Annotated in this window: 19 protein-coding genes; 2 read left to right on the top strand and 17 right to left on the bottom strand. The window is 37.4% G+C overall.

What is annotated here, in order from left to right; translation table 11 throughout:
- From I6F50_RS08800 to I6F50_RS08740, 13 genes are all read right to left on the bottom strand, one after another.
- On the bottom strand, positions 1-489 hold the full coding sequence (locus tag I6F50_RS08800) for a chalcone isomerase family protein (protein WP_165725497.1): 489 nt from the start codon (positions 487-489) through the stop codon (positions 1-3).
- Positions 490-543: 54 nt separating this feature from the next.
- The gene (locus I6F50_RS08795) at positions 544-1044 is read right to left on the bottom strand and encodes a DUF2878 domain-containing protein (protein ID WP_007580697.1); all 501 of its coding nucleotides are present in this window, start codon (positions 1042-1044) and stop codon (positions 544-546) included.
- Positions 1022-2284, bottom strand: a complete 1263-nt coding sequence (locus tag I6F50_RS08790; RefSeq protein ID WP_197118949.1) for a cyclopropane-fatty-acyl-phospholipid synthase family protein — start codon at positions 2282-2284, stop codon at positions 1022-1024. Before I6F50_RS08790 ends, I6F50_RS08795 begins: the two co-directional genes overlap by 23 nt.
- A gap of 37 nt (positions 2285-2321) precedes the next feature.
- On the bottom strand, positions 2322-3059 hold the full coding sequence (locus I6F50_RS08785) for a DUF1365 domain-containing protein (protein WP_197175964.1): 738 nt from the start codon (positions 3057-3059) through the stop codon (positions 2322-2324).
- Positions 3052-4308: an NAD(P)/FAD-dependent oxidoreductase gene (locus tag I6F50_RS08780; protein ID WP_197175963.1), complete on the bottom strand. Its 1257-nt coding sequence runs from the start codon at positions 4306-4308 to the stop codon at positions 3052-3054. The genes I6F50_RS08785 and I6F50_RS08780 overlap by 8 nt, the downstream gene beginning before the upstream one ends.
- Positions 4305-5015, bottom strand: coding sequence for an SDR family NAD(P)-dependent oxidoreductase (locus tag I6F50_RS08775; RefSeq protein WP_165728008.1), 711 nt, complete (start codon positions 5013-5015; stop codon positions 4305-4307). The genes I6F50_RS08780 and I6F50_RS08775 overlap by 4 nt, the downstream gene beginning before the upstream one ends.
- A 2-nt stretch (positions 5016-5017) precedes the next feature.
- On the bottom strand, positions 5018-5446 hold the full coding sequence (locus tag I6F50_RS08770) for a nuclear transport factor 2 family protein (RefSeq protein ID WP_007580706.1): 429 nt from the start codon (positions 5444-5446) through the stop codon (positions 5018-5020).
- A 1-nt stretch (position 5447) separates the two neighbouring features.
- The gene (gene phrB / locus I6F50_RS08765) at positions 5448-6842 is read right to left on the bottom strand and encodes a deoxyribodipyrimidine photo-lyase (RefSeq protein ID WP_197175960.1); all 1395 of its coding nucleotides are present in this window, start codon (positions 6840-6842) and stop codon (positions 5448-5450) included.
- Positions 6842-7795 carry a DUF523 and DUF1722 domain-containing protein gene (locus I6F50_RS08760; RefSeq protein WP_197175959.1) on the bottom strand — a complete coding sequence of 318 codons (954 nt, stop codon included), beginning with the start codon at positions 7793-7795 and terminating at the stop codon, positions 6842-6844. Before I6F50_RS08760 ends, phrB begins: the two co-directional genes overlap by 1 nt.
- 8 nt (positions 7796-7803) lie before the next feature.
- Positions 7804-8484, bottom strand: coding sequence for a ChrR family anti-sigma-E factor (locus tag I6F50_RS08755; protein ID WP_197175958.1), 681 nt, complete (start codon positions 8482-8484; stop codon positions 7804-7806).
- Complete coding sequence (locus tag I6F50_RS08750) at positions 8477-9100, bottom strand: sigma-70 family RNA polymerase sigma factor (protein WP_024598117.1); 624 nt, start codon at positions 9098-9100, stop codon at positions 8477-8479. The genes I6F50_RS08755 and I6F50_RS08750 overlap by 8 nt, the downstream gene beginning before the upstream one ends.
- 68 nt (positions 9101-9168) lie before the next feature.
- The gene (locus tag I6F50_RS08745; protein WP_197175957.1) at positions 9169-9747 is read right to left on the bottom strand and encodes an LON peptidase substrate-binding domain-containing protein; all 579 of its coding nucleotides are present in this window, start codon (positions 9745-9747) and stop codon (positions 9169-9171) included.
- A gap of 235 nt (positions 9748-9982) precedes the next feature.
- Positions 9983-10255 (bottom strand): hypothetical protein, encoded by a 273-nt coding sequence (locus I6F50_RS08740; RefSeq protein ID WP_197175955.1) that lies wholly within the window; start codon positions 10253-10255, stop codon positions 9983-9985.
- 299 nt (positions 10256-10554) lie between these two features.
- Here I6F50_RS08740 and I6F50_RS08735 point away from each other — a divergent pair, with 299 nt between their 5' ends.
- The gene (locus I6F50_RS08735; RefSeq protein WP_197175954.1) at positions 10555-12246 is read left to right on the top strand and encodes an alkaline phosphatase; all 1692 of its coding nucleotides are present in this window, start codon (positions 10555-10557) and stop codon (positions 12244-12246) included.
- A 61-nt stretch (positions 12247-12307) separates the two neighbouring features.
- Here the strand turns inward: I6F50_RS08735 and I6F50_RS08730 are convergent, their stop codons facing one another.
- Both I6F50_RS08730 and I6F50_RS08725 read right to left on the bottom strand, forming a co-directional pair.
- Positions 12308-13792 carry a cellulase family glycosylhydrolase gene (locus tag I6F50_RS08730; protein ID WP_197175953.1) on the bottom strand — a complete coding sequence of 495 codons (1485 nt, stop codon included), beginning with the start codon at positions 13790-13792 and terminating at the stop codon, positions 12308-12310.
- A 400-nt stretch (positions 13793-14192) separates the two neighbouring features.
- Complete coding sequence (locus tag I6F50_RS08725; protein WP_166376593.1) at positions 14193-14543, bottom strand: hypothetical protein; 351 nt, start codon at positions 14541-14543, stop codon at positions 14193-14195.
- 185 nt (positions 14544-14728) lie between these two features.
- Here I6F50_RS08725 and I6F50_RS08720 point away from each other — a divergent pair, with 185 nt between their 5' ends.
- Positions 14729-15358, top strand: coding sequence for a hemolysin III family protein (locus I6F50_RS08720; protein ID WP_197118942.1), 630 nt, complete (start codon positions 14729-14731; stop codon positions 15356-15358).
- A 54-nt stretch (positions 15359-15412) separates the two neighbouring features.
- On the opposite strand, the gene I6F50_RS08715 is transcribed toward I6F50_RS08720, so the two are convergent.
- Entirely contained in the window at positions 15413-16864 is a 1452-nt protein-coding gene (locus I6F50_RS08715) for a flagellin (RefSeq protein WP_197118941.1), read from the bottom strand.
- 153 nt (positions 16865-17017) lie between these two features.
- The gene (locus I6F50_RS08710) at positions 17018-17248 is read right to left on the bottom strand and encodes a hypothetical protein (protein WP_231609613.1); all 231 of its coding nucleotides are present in this window, start codon (positions 17246-17248) and stop codon (positions 17018-17020) included.
- Positions 17249-17547 lie beyond the last annotated feature (299 nt).

The following is a 17547-nucleotide window of genomic DNA, read 5'->3' as shown; positions in this document are numbered from 1 at the left end:
TTAATTCCCTAATAATTGCTTTCGTAGTTTTGGCTCAGAGGTTTTTTCATCAAGCCAAATAGCTAAAAAGTCACTCGAAAATTGAGGTTCATCAATTTCACCCATTTTTTCATCATTATGATAAAAAGTGCTCATACCTTGCTCATTTGTCACCAATGTTAGTGAGTCACCCTTTTTTATATCAGGCCAAATAGACAACAATTTACGGTCGTATTTATCTGCCAGCCCTGCTTTTCCAAGATGTTGCCACTGCTCATTTGTTGCTTTTACTATTTCTTTAGCGTCAAAGTCACGTAAATAGGTAAGCTTAAACTTAACAGGATGTGTTCCTGCGCTGTAATTACCTGAAGGGGTAAATAGCACAGCGTCATATACATCCCAAAATAAATACTCCATTCGTGCTTCGCCTACTTTATTAAATTGTGTGTTAGCTAAAACAATTGAAGTGGTAAGCAAATAAAAAGTAACTGCCTTTAGTAAAAATTTCAAAATAAGCTCCCTTTGAGTCAATGGGTAATGTTACGAAATAGAAATTGTGGAAGATCAGCGATTGATGAATAACTTGATTTTTTGGTTTATAAAAAGAATAACAGTAAACACTGTAGACCAAAGCGCCCCGTAAACGAGCCAGAATTGCCATAAAGGTAAACCTAAACTTATTACTTCAAAGCGCGCTCCAGCCCAATAACTTGCTGGTGCAAATGCCATACATACCAAAAAGGCCTGCCAAAGCTTTAATTTACTCAAAAAAACCATAGAGGTATTCAAAGAAAGTAATAATGCAGCCCATAAAAAGACGAGCCATAGAGGGAAGGGATAAACTTTAAATTCTAACAAGCCTAACTTTACCGCTATAAATTCTAACAATAGTGCTAAAGGTAGGGCTTTAATTAACAGTAAAGAGTCTTGTTTTTTCTGCTTTGACAAACAAAACATTAAAACAATAATCAAGCCACTAAAAAGTAGCGAATTGGCTTCAAGCAGCAGTGATAAAAACCACACTGCTTGAAATAAAACAAAATTAGTAACCGAGCGCAATATCATCGTTATCACTAGTAAAACGAGGTTTACGCGCCATTAAATGTACTGTACTTGTTGCTCTGGCTCTAAACGCACCTTCACAATAAGCAAAATAAAATAACCATAAACGATAAAAGCGTTCATCAAATTTAGAGCGGTCTAAATCAGGCCAGCTTTTTATAAAACGAGTTCGCCAATCTGCTAATGTTCTTGCGTAGTGAGCGCCAATATCATTAACAGTATGGATAACCATATCGGTATTATTTTTAATCTGCTCACTCATTTCGTTAAGCGATGGCAAACATCCGCCCGGAAAAATATACTGCTGAATAAAGTCAGAGTTTTTTAAGTAGTGCTTATAACGCTGATCGCCAATAGTAATTGCTTGAATAAGCATGGCGCCATCGTCTTTTAGGAGCTCACCACACTGAGTGAAAAAGCTCGGCAAATAATCATGACCAACCGCTTCTATCATTTCAATAGAAACAAGCTTGTCGTATTTACCTTTTAGTAGTCTGTAATCGAGCTTAAGTAATGTTATTTTACTTTCAAGACCAAGTTCAACAATCTTGTTAGCTACATAATCATGTTGCTCATCAGATATGGTTGTTGTTGTTACATGGCAATCGTAATGTGTGGCAGCATATATAGCAAATGCCCCCCACCCTGTACCAATTTCAATTACTGAATCATTTTTTTGAAGCTCAACTTGCTCACAAATGCGTTTAAGCTTGTATTGCTGAGCCTCTTCAAGTGTGGCTTCTTTTGTAGGATATACAGCACTTGAATAGAGCATTTCTTTACTTAAAAATGATTCGTACAAATCATTACCTAAGTCGTAATGAGCAACAATATTTTTCTTAGAACCCGATTCTGAATTTTTGTTTTTTATGTGATTAAACCGGTGTGCGATATTACTAAAAAATGCGAATTTGTTTTCAAACTCATCAAGTTGCTTTTCATTTATAGCAAATATCTCAATGAATGAAGTTAAGTTGTCACAAGACCAATGTCCCAAAATATACGCTTCGCCAGCGCCAACGCTTCCAGATAACGCAAACGCTTTATACATAGCTTTATCATTAACTGTTACTGTTGCTTTTAACGCAGACGATACATCACCAAAAACTGTACGCTCATTTCCTTCAATTAAAACAACTTGACCTGTTTCAATTGACGAAAAGGCTTTAGTCACTAATTTTTTATATATATTAGTTAACCAACTAGTGCTTTGTTCGCAATTTAAGCTCGACACTTTATCCATTAAAATACCTATTAATTGTCCTGACTACCTATGTGCTTTATGGCTTACCTGAGTGACCTAAAAAAGGCACTCGCTTTATAAACAACTTTAACGCTTGATAATAAATACCTTTGAAAATAGACCATGTCATGGCCGGAAAACGTTTAAACAACTTACTTAGTTCTTCATTAGTGAGTTCTTTACGTTTTAAGCGAAGTGTTGCATCAAATAGTAACTCTTCATCTCGCTTGTTTTCAATATGTATCAATGTTTTATCAGGCGATTGTTTAACATGCCAATGATAGTTCATATCCAGATTCATAAAAGGTGATACGGAAAAAGCCTTCTTAAAGTTCACTTTTTTTTCTAAAGGTACTAAATAATAATGACGCTCGTTCCAGGGTGTATTACTGACCTCAGCAATCATGTACTTAAAGCGGGTGTCGTTATTACCAAAAAAGTAAAAATTAACAGGGCTAAAATACACACCAAAACAACGAAGTTGCCCAAGCATATAAACATGAGTAAACGTCTCATTTACACCTAATGCAGCAAGTTGTTCATGTGCGCGTTTAATAATGGGGTGTTGGTAAGGGGCTGATATATTTTTAAGATAATCTGCTTCATTAAACTTTAAGGCTTTTAAGCCTGATGTACCTAACTGTTTATGTACACCATTTAATTGCTGAGGATTATTTAAATCTACCCACATCATATATAACGGGTAACTAAAACGATGTTCTTTAACAGCAAAACGGCGATGTTTTACATCGCCTAAATACACTGCACTAGTCAAATTCAACCCCAAGCTGTTTAGCCACATCTACACCACTGTGTACGCCATCTTCATGGAAACCGTTGTACCAATAAGCACCACAAAAATAACTATTATTGTGCCCGTCAATACTGTGTTTAAGTTTTTGAGCAGCAATAGACTCTTGGTTAAATACAGGGTGGTGATAAGTAAACTCGCGCAAAATTTTACTTGGGTTTATCCCTTCAAGGTGATTAAGCGTTACACAAAACTGTGTATCCGATTGTATCCCTTGTAATATATTCATTTGGTAGGTAACAACAGCAGCTTTATCTGTGTTGTTATTAAGTAGGTAATTCCAACTTGCCCATGCCGCTTTTCTATCTGGTAAAAGATTAGTATCAGTATGCAGCACTACTGAATTTTCGGTATAGGCTATTGAACCTAATACTGACTTTTCTTGCTCCGTAGCATCGCCAAGTAGTGCAAGCGCTTGATCTGAATGACAAGCAAAAATCACTTTATCAAACTTACTTTGCTCACCGTTTTCAAACTCAATAGTTACTTCATCATTTTGACGCGTAACAGATTTGATGTTTGTATTGAGGTTAATTTTATCGGCAAAGCCTCTGATCAACGGCTTAATGTACTGACGAGAACCACCCGGTACTACATACCACTGAGGTCTGTTTGTTACGTCCAACAGGCCATGATTAAAAAAGAACTTAACAAAAAATTCTACGCCTACATTTTCCATTTCTTTAATGCTGGTAGACCAAATAGCAGCTCCCATTGGAAGAATGTAATGATATTTAAAAAAGTCATTAAAGTGATTGTCAATTAACAGTTGCCCTAATGATTGGTCTAATTGGTAATCATCTTTTTCGTGCAAAGCTTTACATAGCTTGTTAAACCTAACAATGTCGTACAATAAACGCCAAAACTTAGGTCTAAAAATATTGCGACGCTGTGCAAATAAACTTGTAAACGTATGGCCGTTATATTCAAAACCAGTAGCTTCGTTATGAACACTAAAGCTCATTTGTGTTTCTTGTTTGTCTACGCCGATTCGTGAAAGTAACTTTTCGAAATAAGGGTAAGTTCTGTTGTTAAACACAATAAAACCGGTGTCTATTGCGTATTTTATACCACATACATCAACATCAAAAGTTGCTGTATGACCACCAATATAATCATTTTTTTCAAATACGGTTACATCGTAATGTTTGTGAAGCAAATGCCCACATGTTAAACCAGATACACCAGTTCCTATTATTGCTATTTTTTTCAACGGGCTAATCCTTTTGCGATTTTAAGCCAAATCGGGAGCGGCAAAATGCGCAGTGCTTTTAATATAAGTGTAAAACGATACGGAAAGTGAACGTCTTTACGCCGTTTATGTATTCCTTTAATCATGTAGTCAGCCGCTTTTTGTGCGGTAACTGCCATCGGCATTGGAAAATCATTTTTATTAGTAAGCGGAGTTTTCACAAAACCAGGATGAACTAAAGTCACATCAACATCATTTAAATCAACAGCTAAGCTTTTGGCTAAATAGCTAACGCCAGCCTTTGAGGCTCCATAAGCTTCTGAGCGAGGTAGCGCAAGGTAAGTAACACTTGAGCTGACCAAAACAAGCTGACCACCTGAATTTATTTTAGGAAGTAGCGCCTCAAGGCAATACCCCATAGAGAGTAAATTTACGTTTATTACACGTTCAAACAATGCACTATCAAAATTTCGCGCGTCATCTATATATTCACAGTTACCCGCGTTTAAAATAACACGGTCAAAATGAGGAAAGCCAATAGTAGACTCTTTAATGTCTTGTAGATTAGTTGCATCAAATTTGCATGCTTGAATATTGTCGTATTTAGCAAGCTCAGCGAGCTTTTCACTATTACGACCACAGGCAATAACCGTATCTCCCAACTGCGCATATTTAATTGCTAGCTGCTCACCAATACCTGAAGTAGCTCCCGTTATAAGTGTGATCATAATTAACCTGCCCTTTTATCAATTAGCTTTATAACACTACCAAGTAAAGGAATATGCTTATATAACAACTCGCCTACATTAAAGTAATCTCGGTGTTTGATAATTTTGCCATTTTCAAAAATAAGCTTACTATGACCTTCCACTGATATGGTTTTACCTGATGAAAGTTTTGGATGTGCGTAGTGCATAGTCCAATAGATGAAAGCGTTATTGCCGCTATTAAACGAATCACTAATATCAAACTGGCAATGTTTAACGTTACTGTACAAGTTAGCAAAGTATCTGCGTAATTCCACAATGCCATTAATTTCATGCATGGGGTCTATAAACTGTATGTTGTCACAGTAAATATCACTTAATAAATCAAGATTTGTACTATCAAGCTGTTGGTATATTTCAACAAATTTATCTACTGGTAACTGGTTATCCATATCACACCTTAAATGCAGCAAGTGCACGTTCTCGTGCCGCTTTATGATCAACTATTGCTGGCCAGTAACATTCTTTATCTTTACCTATCGTGGCTAAATAAGTGTGTGGGAAATGAATGTGTTTATCTGGCACGTTTTCAAGCTCTGGTAGATACTTACGGATAAACTTGCCTGTTGGATCAAAGCGCTCGCTTTGTCTGATAGGGTTAAAAACTCTGAAATAAGGCTGAGCATCACACCCCGTACTAGCTGCCCACTGCCAACCACCGTTATTTGACGCTAAATCGCCATCAATTAAGTGCTGCATAAAAAAGCGCTCACCTTCACGCCAATCTATTAATAAATGCTTAGTTAAAAAGCTCGCAACAACCATGCGTAAACGGTTATGCATCCAGCCGGTTTGCTTTAGTTGTAACATTGCTGCATCCACTAACGGATACCCTGTACGCCCTTCGCACCATGCTTTAAATTCACTTTCGTTTTTACGCCACACTACCGCGTTATACTTTTCGTTAAAGTTATCGCCGCGCGAAAGCTTAGGAAATTCAGCAATTAAATGCCTGTAAAATTCGCGCCAAACAAGCTCGTTAATCCACGTAAAGGTTTTACTTTTCGACGTAGTTAAAATATCTGGGTAGCGCTGTTGAATATTAATAAGTAGCTGCTTAGTGCCTACAATACCCAATGCTAAATAAGGACTTAAGCCCGATGTACCCTTTATGCTAGGTATATCACGCTGATCGTCGTAACTTGTCAGCTTATCGCATATAAAGTTATCAACCACAGTTGCAAGTGTTTCGTCGTCAACCGGCCACTTATCAGAGCTTCCATCACTTTTTAGTAAATCGCTTTCATCAAACTTTATTGGCTCAGAGCTGAGAGGCCATTGTGGCAAACTAAAGTGCGTATCTTGGTACTGCTTTAACCACGCTCGCTTAAACGGAGTAAACACTTTGTACATTTCATTGCTTTGGTTTTTAACTGTCCCAACAGGTGCAATCAAATCACCTTCGTACAAAGTAAAAGTAATAGAAAGCTCATCGCATTCGTGCAAAATTGCTTTATCACGATTTACTTCGTTAAGTTCGTACTCTGTATTAGCTATTACATGTTTTACATCGTTTAACTTACAAAAATTAATAAGCTCACGCTCACAATCGCAAAAGCTTGGCGCTTCAATAATGTGTAAAGTAATACCATAACCAGCAAGTTGTGATTGAAGGTAAGTAACTCGGCGCTTGAGTAAGTCAATCTGAATAGGCGCAGCTTGATGTTGTTGCCACTGTTTTTCAGACACAAAAAAAATGGCGTGTTTAGCGCCATTATTAAGCGCTTGAATTAACGCCTCGTTAGAAAAAAGGCGCAAATCGCGCCTAAACCAAAATAATGTATCCATTAAATACCAAATCGTAATTTTAAATCGTGAGGATAAGGGTTAAAAAACACTTGTTTTTCAAGGTACTCATTTGGGTGAACCTTCAAATGATGTTTTAGTAAAGTAAGTGGTACATACAATGGCACCAACCCTTCGCGATATTCGTCTATTGCATCACGAAGTTCTTGTTTTTCAACCTTCGATAAAAATGTTTTAAAGTAGCCTTGTAAATGCATTAGCGTGTTGCAGTTATTTCTTCGAGAAGCTGGCTTTTTAAGACCGGTCATCAAACCTAAAATATATTCATCAGCAACTGCGCTTATATCGTCACCTACATAAGTCCCCAGCAAGTTACCCAAATCACGATAAGCTTGATAGTTATGAGCCATCAACAAGTACTTATACTGAGAGTGAAATTGAGTAAGCTTATGAACCGTAAGCGGCTCTTGTACTAATTTTTGCCAGTTTTTAAATACGTAAATTCTCATTACAAAGTTTTCACGTAAATGCATGTCGTTTAAACGTCCGTTTTCTTCACATGGCAATAATGGATTGTGCTTCATTATTTGCTCCGCAAAAAAACCAACGCCTTCTGAGGTATTACCTGTTCCTGCTTCATTGTATATTTTAATGCGCTCCATGCCGCAGCTTGGGCTTTTTGCACAAAATACAAATCCGCTTAATTCTTTAGCTTGTTCAGTTGCAACTTTTTTACCATATTCGGTAAGTTGTTGGCCTACTTCGCCGCTACCATCTGGGCGACATACTTTAATTGTATCGCCTACTTTAACTTGACGAATAGTTGGGCGAGGTATCGGTAAACCTACTGCTACCTCTGGACAAAAACGTGTGTACTCAACATGTTTTCCTAATTCATCCATACAAAAATTAGACTTTTTGTGACCCGTATCAAATCTGACTTTTTCGCCTGCTAAGCAGGCGCTTATACCTATTTTTATTATATCTGTTTGCATATATTCTCTTAGTAAATCAAATTACCGATTGGATTTAGTAACTTGCTGAAGCCCTTATTAAAATGTAGCGCACTACTGACAACTGTAAAGCACAAACATCCATTTTTCGTTAAAGGAGTATGTTGATGACTACCATCTTGCCATATAAAGTCACCTGGCACATAGCTTCCATCTTCATCACTAAATTCACCATCTAATAATAAGGTAATTTCAAAACCTGTATGCGTATGCTCAGGAATTTCACCACCCGCATCAATATGCAATAAGCTTGAACGCAGCGCACCATCATCTAATGCAACGCGAGAACGCGCTAGCTTACCAACTTGTGTAAATTTGCTATGAGAAATACGTGTTAAAGCACGCGGCAGCTGATAATTGTGTTCGTTAATACTTACAGACACAGGCTCAACTTCATAAACTTCATCGATAGAATCATCAGACATGATCATATCAAGTACATTTAATTCAAATTCTTCAAGTAATTCAGATTGCTCAGTTTGAGGTTTCTCAAATTTGGCTGGCTCTTCACTAAATAATGCGTCCGCATTACTTGCTTCAATTTTGGCCACTTTAGCTTGACACTCAGGGCACATATCTACATGTATAGATACGGCTAAACTTAGTGATGTAGCAAGTGATGCATCGCAATACTGTCTCAGTAAAGTTTCACTCGGGTGATGTTTAATCATGCTGATCTCCCATTTCATTACGTAATTTTTGCAAGGCCAAACGTAATCGTGATTTTACCGTGCCTACTGGAATATTAAGTTGATGTGCAAGTTGCTCTTGCGACATATCTTGAAAATAAACGCCTCTTACCACTTCGCGTTGAGCAATAGGTAATTTATCGAGGTAGCGTTTAATTTGTTTATCTTCTAAATGATCACTGTATTCGTGATGAGTATCTTGTGAGTCGTTTAATAACGGCCAAATGTCTTCGCTTATGTTTTCTTCTTTATTACTTTTCATTTTACGAAGCATATCGAATGAAGCGTTACGCATAACGGTATAAACCCACGTAGTCGCCGCACCTTTATCACTGTGATACAAATGTGCTTTACGCCAAACTGACGTCAGTGTCTCTTGCACAAGCTCCATAGCTTGCGCTTCAACACCAAACTGCTTAATTCCAAAGCGTTTAATTTTTGGCGCAAAGTATTCAAATAAATAAGAAAATGCTTTTTTGTCGCGTGATTGCGCAACATCAATAAGCGCTTGCATGAGCTCTTTACTCGGCGTTTCTGGCATGGCAGTGTACTTACCTGTATTAGGTTCACAACGTGGTGACTGTTGTTGACTTACCATAATAATTTATCCCGTTATTGCTTTTGTATTAAGTAATACGGGCAATAATTAATTTAGGATCATAAAATTTAGGCAAATTCGTTATTAATCACAGTATGGAGGAAACTCAGCAAGTTATCAAAGTTCGTTTCAAACGCAAGTTGCTGTTTTTTCTCAATTGATATAGGTAGGAGCTCAAGCCAACGTGCTGCAATCCAAGGCAGCTTGTCAAAATGAGTTTTCTTGTACAACAAATTAAGTTCCGGATTACCTTGAAACACGTTTTTAAGCGCGTCGTGTAGTAGGTAATGTTCACCAATTTGATTGTTAGAATCTTTGTACCAATACGGCGTATTACAAGGCGACACTAAGCCATGACGTAATTCGTCTTCGTCTTGATAAACATCATTAATTTGCACGTTTTTAGATGCAAATACATCAATTAATAGTACATCGTTGTCGTCTTGGTCAAAATCAATAATATCGACAAGGCAACCTTGCGCACTTATATTAAATGGCGTGTCGTGCTCAAATGTACAAAGCACAAACCCTGAATTATTTTTTAATGCGGTTTTAACCATATTTAAATAACGAGGCTCAAATATGCGTAATCGCGTAAAACCTTCAGGTAACATAAAAATGGGTAATGGAAAAATCGCACGTTTCATAAAGTCTACTTATTTCAAACACTCTGCCTTTATTTACGTGCGCTTTTGCTAAGTCGATCAGCTTTGTATGAATCGAATTAATTACCAGCTATATAATTGGTTAAAGATTAAACCAACCTCCCATAGCTTTAAACACTTGAACCGAGTAATAAGCGCTAATCATGCTTACTACGGGTGCTAACATTAATGCAAATAATCCAAGTTCACTGCTCATCGTCTTAATCCTTTAAGTGGTTTATTTTACGTTTTTAACGCTAACATCAGTATTTTTAATCGTTGCGCTATCTGTTAAAACTGGCTCATCTAGTAAACTCTCTAAAACAGTTTTAGCATCAAAATAAAGCGTTTCCTTTAGTGATTTTTCAAGCTCAATTGTGGTTTGCTTAACGTAGCTTGTTACACTTTGAGTTAATATATCAGTTACATCTAGGTCCACTTCTACTGCATGAACTTGCGCAGAACCTAATACTAATAAACTTGCCATAGCGATTTTAATTGAATGTTTCATAATGGTATTCCTTGTTTGTGTATTGTTTAGACGTAGTTATATACTCAAGGGTTGTGCCAATATAAAAATAAAATATAAACCGATGTAATTAAAAGACTTTATGTACGGTTGTTTAATTTGAGTAATTCATACCTCGTTAATTTAACCATTTAACTTAATTTTTTGACTATTTTTTAGTTAATAAATAAAAGAGTTTTAAGTGTATTGATACGGTCACAGTAAATACATTTATCGTTTATAAAAACGTCATATCTAATCGTTAAAGTGCGCACCACTATTAATAATTAAAAAAGTACAGTATGACTCTTTCATCTCGTCGAAATTTCTTAAAAACCTCAGCAGCAAGCATATTTACAGTTGCGGTATCGAGCGCCATTACAGGTTGTGCTCAAACATTAATGAGCAAGCCTCTATCAGCAATTGAATTTAAACATGGGGTAGCAAGTGGCGATCCGCTCAGTAATGCTTTAATAATATGGACACGCGCAACGACTTCTCAATTAACGTCAGAAGTAACTGTTGCTTGGGAGTTGGCAAGTGACTCTCAATTTAAAAATATTATTCACAGCGGGCGCGAACAAACCGATAAAAGCCGCGACTTTACAATAAAAATAGATGTGCAAGACCTTACTCCAAATACAGAATACTTTTATCGCTTTATTGGGTTAAATACACAAAGCCCTATTGGCCGTGCTAAAACTCTGCCGGTTAGTAATGTTGAACAAATAAAAATGGTTGTTGTGTCTTGCTCAAACTATCCTGCGGGGTATTTCAACGCCTACACAGATGCCGCTAAGCAAAAAGATTTAGATGTAGTGCTACATTTGGGAGATTATATTTACGAATACCCAATGGGCGGATATGCCACACAAAATGCAGAAAAAATTGGTCGCCAATTAGCCGCCGATAACAGCGGTGAAATTATTACACTTAGTGACTATCGTAAACGTTATGCTATTTATCGAACAGATAAAGGCCTACAAGCACTGCATGCCGCAGCACCTTTTATTGCTATATGGGATGACCACGAAGTTGCAAATGACACATATAAAGAAGGAGCTGAAAATCACACCCCTGATGAAGGTGACTTTTTTAAACGCCGTGCAGTAGCCATTCAAGCCTATTACGAATGGCTGCCAATTAGGCCGCCTAGGGGCGAGCAAAGCCCGCAAATATACCGCACCTTCGATTTTGGTAATTTAATAAGCCTACACATGCTAGATACGCGCGTAATAGCACGCGATAAACAACTCGCTTACAGTGACTACAAAAATCCAGAGACCAAACAAATGGATGTTGCGCGCTTTGCTAGCGATTTAAATAGTCCAAAAAGGCAGTTACTAGGTAACACACAACTAAACTGGCTCACGAGTGCAATAACTCAATCAAATGCAAAGTGGCAAGTATTAGGTCAGCAAGTGTTGATGACTAAAATGTGGCTACCTACTGAAATATTTTCGCAATCCGATCGCACTAAAATACCCGAGGTATTAAAAGAGCTAGTCGCTATTAAAAAAGCGGTGTTAACCAATAAAGTGGTAACTCCTGAGCAACTAGCACGCGTAAATACTTTAATGCCTTACAACTTAGATGCATGGGATGGTTACCCAATCGAGCGCGAAGCATTATACAAAAGCGTTACTGCATTAAATAAAAAGTTAGTAGTGGTTGCAGGTGATACGCACAATGCGTGGCATGGCACATTAAAAAATGCAAAAGGCGAAAGCGTAGGAGTAGAGTTTGCAACACCTGGTGTTACATCCCCGGGTATGGAGCATTATTTAGCGCTTAATACAGCACAAGCAAAGCAAATGGCTGACTCGCTTTCATTGCTAATAAACGACTTAAATTATTGTGACTTATCACACCGTGGATATATGTTACTGACTATTACTAAAGAGCAAATCACAACCGATTGGCGCTATATAGATAATATAGATTCCCCAAGTTACAACATTGCTGCTCAACACCAAAGTGTTTATAAAGGCTGATTTTATAAAAAGAGAAGGTAAATACATCATTTACCTTCTTCGTTTACTTTATTAAACGCGCTTAATTACAACTATAAAGAAGCGTCCACGAAGCATCACTTCCTGGAATGCTGTTTGTATACCAATTTGCGCCGTATGCATTACCCTGATATTGCATTTTATCGTCAGTGTTATTGTGAGTAAACGGACCACCTGAGTAATCTTTGTTCACCCAATTAGGGTATGCATTAATACCGTTACAATCTGTTGAACTTACAACACTGCATCCGTTTGTATCAACACTTGTACCAGCGGGTGTATCTGGGCACTGATCAATATCATCATTCACACCATCGTTATCCGCATCGCTTTGTGGCTCAACTACTTCAACAACACAACCTATATTATTAACAGTTTCACCTGCAGGTGTATTAGGGCATTGATCAACATTATCGCTTATTCCATCGGCATCGCTGTCAGTTACTGCACAACCAATACTATCAACCGTTGTACCTGCGGAAGTATTATCGCACTGATCAAGGCTGTCACTTACGCCATCTCCGTCGCTATCTAAATCAACATTGCTACTACCACCACCCCAACCTTGAATGATCTCTTTAACTTTAGAGCCTGACGATGTTAGTGAATTCCAACTACCGCCTGGAGTAAATAACGAAGCACCTTCGTTTTTATCGTTTAAAGCCCAGTTAGCGTGGCTAATATTGTTTGTTTTAAAAAATGCCATCCATGCATCGGTTTCATTGATATTAACACCACCATTGCCATCAGCATTAACTGTTCCCCACTCTGTGGCGAATAGTGCAATGCCGTTATCGAGTGCTGTTTGTGCTTTATTTCGATACGATTGACCATGCGTGCCAGCATAAAAATGCAGAGTGTAAGCAATATTGGCGCGATCAATTGGGTTTTGTGATGCCACATCAACATCTTGCGACCACGTAGGCGTTCCAACCACAATTAAGTTATCAGGATCGATTGCTCTAATTTTATCAATAACTGTTTCTGCGTAAGGCTTAATATCGTTAACCCAAGAGATTTGTAACGGCTCGTTATAAATTTCATAAATAACATTGTCGTACTGCCCATATTTGGTAGCTACGTCTTCAAAAAAGCGAACTGCAGTTGCTTGATCGGTATGTGCTTCATGGCTATGAAAATCAATAATAACGTACATATCTTCAACAATAGCTGCGTTTACAACAGTATCAAGACGGCTCATATTGCCCTCCCAATCAAAGTTCAAACTACCACCAGTACTCGTACCATGGCCAATAGCGGCACGAATTAATGTTGCATTAAATTCAGTTTTTGCCTTTGCTACTGTTTCTGCTGTATAAAATTTTTCAGCGCCCCACCCCGTGTTACTCCAAAATAGGCTAGGTCCTGCAAAGCTTGTGCTTTCCCCACCTGCAAGAATTTGATTTCCACTCACCGTTAACTTTTCAACAGCGGCATTGGCCATTGTTGAGCATCCTAATAATAAAGCTAACGATAAGCTCGCCACTTTAAAATCCTTTCTTTTGTGATTATTTGAACTGTTATTCATCGTATTTCCTTAAATTGAAATTATCAGTCGTCATTGCTTGACGTAATAAATTGACACCAAACCAATACTTAATAGTCAAATAAAGTTAATTTGGCGAGCAGAAAGTACCATTTATTTATTAACATTAAATGAATAAAAAGGTACAAAGATAAGGATTTTAGTTAACTAAATATCAACAAGTGAGCGATTTAACGAGGTTTGAGGATTTTACTGGGTATATACAGGCATTTACACGATGTTTACATGATGCGGGCAAAAAATTTCGGTTACAAAAAATATGTATAAAAATGAAAAGGCGGTAATAATAATTATTACCGTCATCAATAATAGCTAAATATCAGGGATAAATATGCGGGAAGAAAATTAATAAGCCAACCAAACCGAGTTCTAATTAAGTGGCTTATTTTTTAGTGGGCAGCGCTTTTCTGCCCAAACGGTATGCATCCATCATGCTCAGCACCCAAATTATAATCATTAAAGGTAAATATTTATATTCAGCGAGTTGAGCGCAAGCGTCAGATGGTTGTTGCGCAGCTTTTAAAATGGCCGTAACCGACATGGGGATTTTTCCGTTTACAATTTCATTTGCAGTACACTGTGCAATCGCAAATATATCTTGTAGGGTTAAAATTAAAAGAACAGAAAATACGCCCGCAAAAATAGCGCCTATAAGGTGTTTTTTTAAAGAAAAATGCCCCGCTCCAGGATAAACAATGGCGGTAAGTAAAGCAGCTTTTAGATCTTGTTTCATGGTTATTTCAGCTCGTAATATGTATTACACTAGACACCAACATAGTGAATTAATTCTCTTTAAAATCAAGTAAAAGATAAAGTAGCGTATCAAATAAAGTTATTTAGAATTACTCACAGCTAAGATTGAAACCTTCAGCGTACAGTTGTACACTGAAATTAATTCCAATAGTGGTAGGAACAGTTATGTCGTTAGAAACGCCTTATTCCCGTAAAGAAGAGAAATTAAACGTAATCAGCCATGCACTCGGTATTATATTTGCCGCGTTTGTTATGTGGGATTTATTTAGCCAAGCCACCAGCACTAAAGCGTATATTAGTACTGCAATTTATGGCAGCAGCCTATTTGTGCTGTTTTTGTCATCCACTTTGTACCATGCCAGTATTCAACCGCGCTTAAGAGCCTTTTATAAAAAGTGCGATCACTGCGCCATATACTTATTAATTGCCGGCACCTACACTCCCTTTTTATTAATCTCATTAACCGGTGCTTGGTCATGGGCAACACTTACATTTATTTGGGCGGTGGCACTAGCAGGCGTTGCGTACAAAGTATTTGTACGCAACGGCAATAAAAAAATATCACTCGCCACCTACTTACTCATGGGCTGGTTTGCACTAGCTATTGTATATCCACTTTATTCTAGTGTTGATGTAAAAGCACTTTACTGGCTACTTGCCGGCGGTATTTTTTATAGTTTGGGTACATTATTCTACAGCGCTAAAAGCACCCAATTTAGCCACGCTATTTGGCACTTATTCGTTATTGCTGGGTGTATTTGCCATTATATTTCAATTAGCAATTACGTTTATTAAATAAGCTAGAACTACTTGTATAATTCGAATAGCTCAAATTTATGACTACGTAATTTAGCCAAGTAAATTAATGGCTGCTTGAGTAACCTGATTTGCTTGAGCGAGAACCGTAGTACTAGCTTGTTGTAATATCTGATTTTTTGTAATTATAGCTGTTTCAATAGCAAAATCGGCATCCTGTATACGACTGCGGGAAGTAGAAACATTCTCAGAAATATTTGCTAAATTATTAATCGTATGATTAAGTCGATTTTGTATTGCACCTAAATTTGCTCTATTTGCATCTATTTGTTTTAAAGCAGCATCAATTACCTCGATAGCTGATTGTGCCCCATCAGAGTTTTCACCTGAGATATCTATGTCATCAACATGATCTAATATACTTACTCCACCAGTTTGAGGTACATTTAAGTAACGATTAACATCTCCTCCATTGACGCTAATTTCATCTGAAGAGGACAATTCTAATTTAGAGAAAACAGATGCTCCATTGTTAGGGTTTACTGGTGACTGTAGAGCACCAACTGGAGCGCCATCAACAAGTTGGCCTAGCTTAACTGTTGGAGATGATGTCATATCTAAGCCATCAACATCAACACCGAACACATCAAATGAAGTGGATGTAGCCCCTGCTACATTATCTCTTTCTATCACTTCATAACCATCAGACTGAAGATCTTCCATTAATCTGTCAAAGTTACCGCTATATTTACTCAGATCATAGCTATCTATAACTATGCCTCCCTTCTTAAAGCTCATAACACCATCATCTGCTGAAGTTAGTCCTTCTATCCGAGCTTCTAACTTTGTAGAGGCAAGTACATCAGCACCACTATTGTTAATAACGTCAGCAACAATACTAGCTCCAGTACCTGCTGGAATACTGATACTTTCGCCATTTAAGGTCCATAAATCAGAAGTTGAAAACCTCAACGATGTAATTGTATCTAAAGGGTATGGTGCTGCAGGAAAATAAATTGGTTCAATTTTATAAATTCCAATAGCGTCAGCAGAAACATCATTCAAATTTAAATTAATTGTTTCATTTGCATTAGCACCTACCTGAAACTGCTTTGTACCAAACGTACCATCAAGTAAACTAATACTTCCAAATTGAGTAGTTTCCGCTATGCGGGTTATTTCTTGCTGCAACGCTGTCACTTCTTTTTGTAGTGCAGCCCTATCATCTCCATTATTTGAGCCATTCGCAGATTGTAAAGACAATACTCGCATTCGCTGTAGGATACTCGAAGACTCTTCCATAGCTCCTTCAGCAGTTTGCGATATAGATATTCCATCATTGGCATTGCGTTGAGCAACTGATATACCATTAATTTGGGAAGTCAAACGATTTGATATTTGCATACCAGCTGCATCATCTTTTGCACTATTAATTCTCATACCTGAAGATAGACGTTGCATTGAAACCTCAAGGTCTTTACCGAATTTATTAAGGTTTCGCTGCCCGTTGAGTGATGCTGTATTTGTTACTACTGATAGCGCCATTAAAACGTCCTTTTAAGTTTCAGCATGATTCATACAAAATACACGCATTATTTAAGCCACTATAAAGCTTTATCTTTAAAAGTTCTTAAAATAAAAAACAATTAGGCTCTCTAAGCATGTGTTGAAGGAGATGTGAAGTATGATGAATCAGTATTAAACAAAACAACAAAGCTTATCATCCATTAATGCATCAACTAACCAATACCAATTAAATGTTGATCCAACAACAAGTCCTGCTAGCTTGTCTTTATAAGGGGCTAAAAAAGATAAAATGACAGACATGTCATTATTTAAACGCTTACAGCTAAGCGTTTCACCTTGTTCATCAATAATAGCAATCACACTATTATTTGAATGCAAGTCAATTCCACCATATAGTTTCATACTAAGTTCCTCGAGGTACAGTTTATGTTTTGGTTAACACAACTGTATCGGAAAACTCAAAGAGCTTTCTATATGGTTATCAAATCTTGACTTCAGACATTATGACATCTGACCGTCTGCAGTTAGCACAAAGCCGTCCATCTCTTTGCTCACCCACTTAACTCCCAAGTTATAAAACACTCAAAACTGATATTTTGCTTTAAAAAGTAATCTTCAGTGTCATCAACGCGGTAAGTTGGGCTGTTTCTAGTAAATTCATCATTTTTGTCGGATGGCGTGGCTTCGCCACTTATCCGACC

It is taken from the genome of Pseudoalteromonas sp. NZS127_1 (assembly GCF_015864295.1).
In the GTDB taxonomy this organism is placed as follows: Bacteria; Pseudomonadota; Gammaproteobacteria; order Enterobacterales; family Alteromonadaceae; genus Pseudoalteromonas; species Pseudoalteromonas arctica.
This window is presented reverse-complemented; position numbering and strand designations above follow the sequence as displayed.

Bases quoted from the DNA above. Each gene is read 5' to 3' on its own strand.
- I6F50_RS08770 (WP_007580706.1), bottom strand. From the start codon at position 5,446: ATGGATAACCAGTTACCAGTAGATAAATTTGTTGAAATATACCAACAG.
- I6F50_RS08745 (WP_197175957.1), bottom strand. From the start codon at position 9,747: ATGAAACGTGCGATTTTTCCATTACCCATTTTTATGTTACCTGAAGGT.
- I6F50_RS08720 (WP_197118942.1), top strand. From the start codon at position 14,729: ATGTCGTTAGAAACGCCTTATTCCCGTAAAGAAGAGAAATTAAACGTA.
- I6F50_RS08715 (WP_197118941.1), bottom strand. From the start codon at position 16,864: ATGGCGCTATCAGTAGTAACAAATACAGCATCACTCAACGGGCAGCGA.
- I6F50_RS08790 (WP_197118949.1), bottom strand. From the start codon at position 2,284: ATGGATAAAGTGTCGAGCTTAAATTGCGAACAAAGCACTAGTTGGTTA.
- I6F50_RS08740 (WP_197175955.1), bottom strand. From the start codon at position 10,255: ATGAAACATTCAATTAAAATCGCTATGGCAAGTTTATTAGTATTAGGT.
- I6F50_RS08710 (WP_231609613.1), bottom strand. From the start codon at position 17,248: ATGAAACTATATGGTGGAATTGACTTGCATTCAAATAATAGTGTGATT.
- I6F50_RS08750 (WP_024598117.1), bottom strand. From the start codon at position 9,100: ATGGTAAGTCAACAACAGTCACCACGTTGTGAACCTAATACAGGTAAG.
- I6F50_RS08775 (WP_165728008.1), bottom strand. From the start codon at position 5,015: ATGATCACACTTATAACGGGAGCTACTTCAGGTATTGGTGAGCAGCTA.
- phrB (WP_197175960.1), bottom strand. From the start codon at position 6,842: ATGGATACATTATTTTGGTTTAGGCGCGATTTGCGCCTTTTTTCTAAC.
- I6F50_RS08795 (WP_007580697.1), bottom strand. From the start codon at position 1,044: ATGATATTGCGCTCGGTTACTAATTTTGTTTTATTTCAAGCAGTGTGG.
- I6F50_RS08725 (WP_166376593.1), bottom strand. From the start codon at position 14,543: ATGAAACAAGATCTAAAAGCTGCTTTACTTACCGCCATTGTTTATCCT.
- I6F50_RS08730 (WP_197175953.1), bottom strand. From the start codon at position 13,792: ATGAATAACAGTTCAAATAATCACAAAAGAAAGGATTTTAAAGTGGCG.
- I6F50_RS08760 (WP_197175959.1), bottom strand. From the start codon at position 7,795: ATGCAAACAGATATAATAAAAATAGGTATAAGCGCCTGCTTAGCAGGC.
- I6F50_RS08735 (WP_197175954.1), top strand. From the start codon at position 10,555: ATGACTCTTTCATCTCGTCGAAATTTCTTAAAAACCTCAGCAGCAAGC.
- I6F50_RS08755 (WP_197175958.1), bottom strand. From the start codon at position 8,484: ATGATTAAACATCACCCGAGTGAAACTTTACTGAGACAGTATTGCGAT.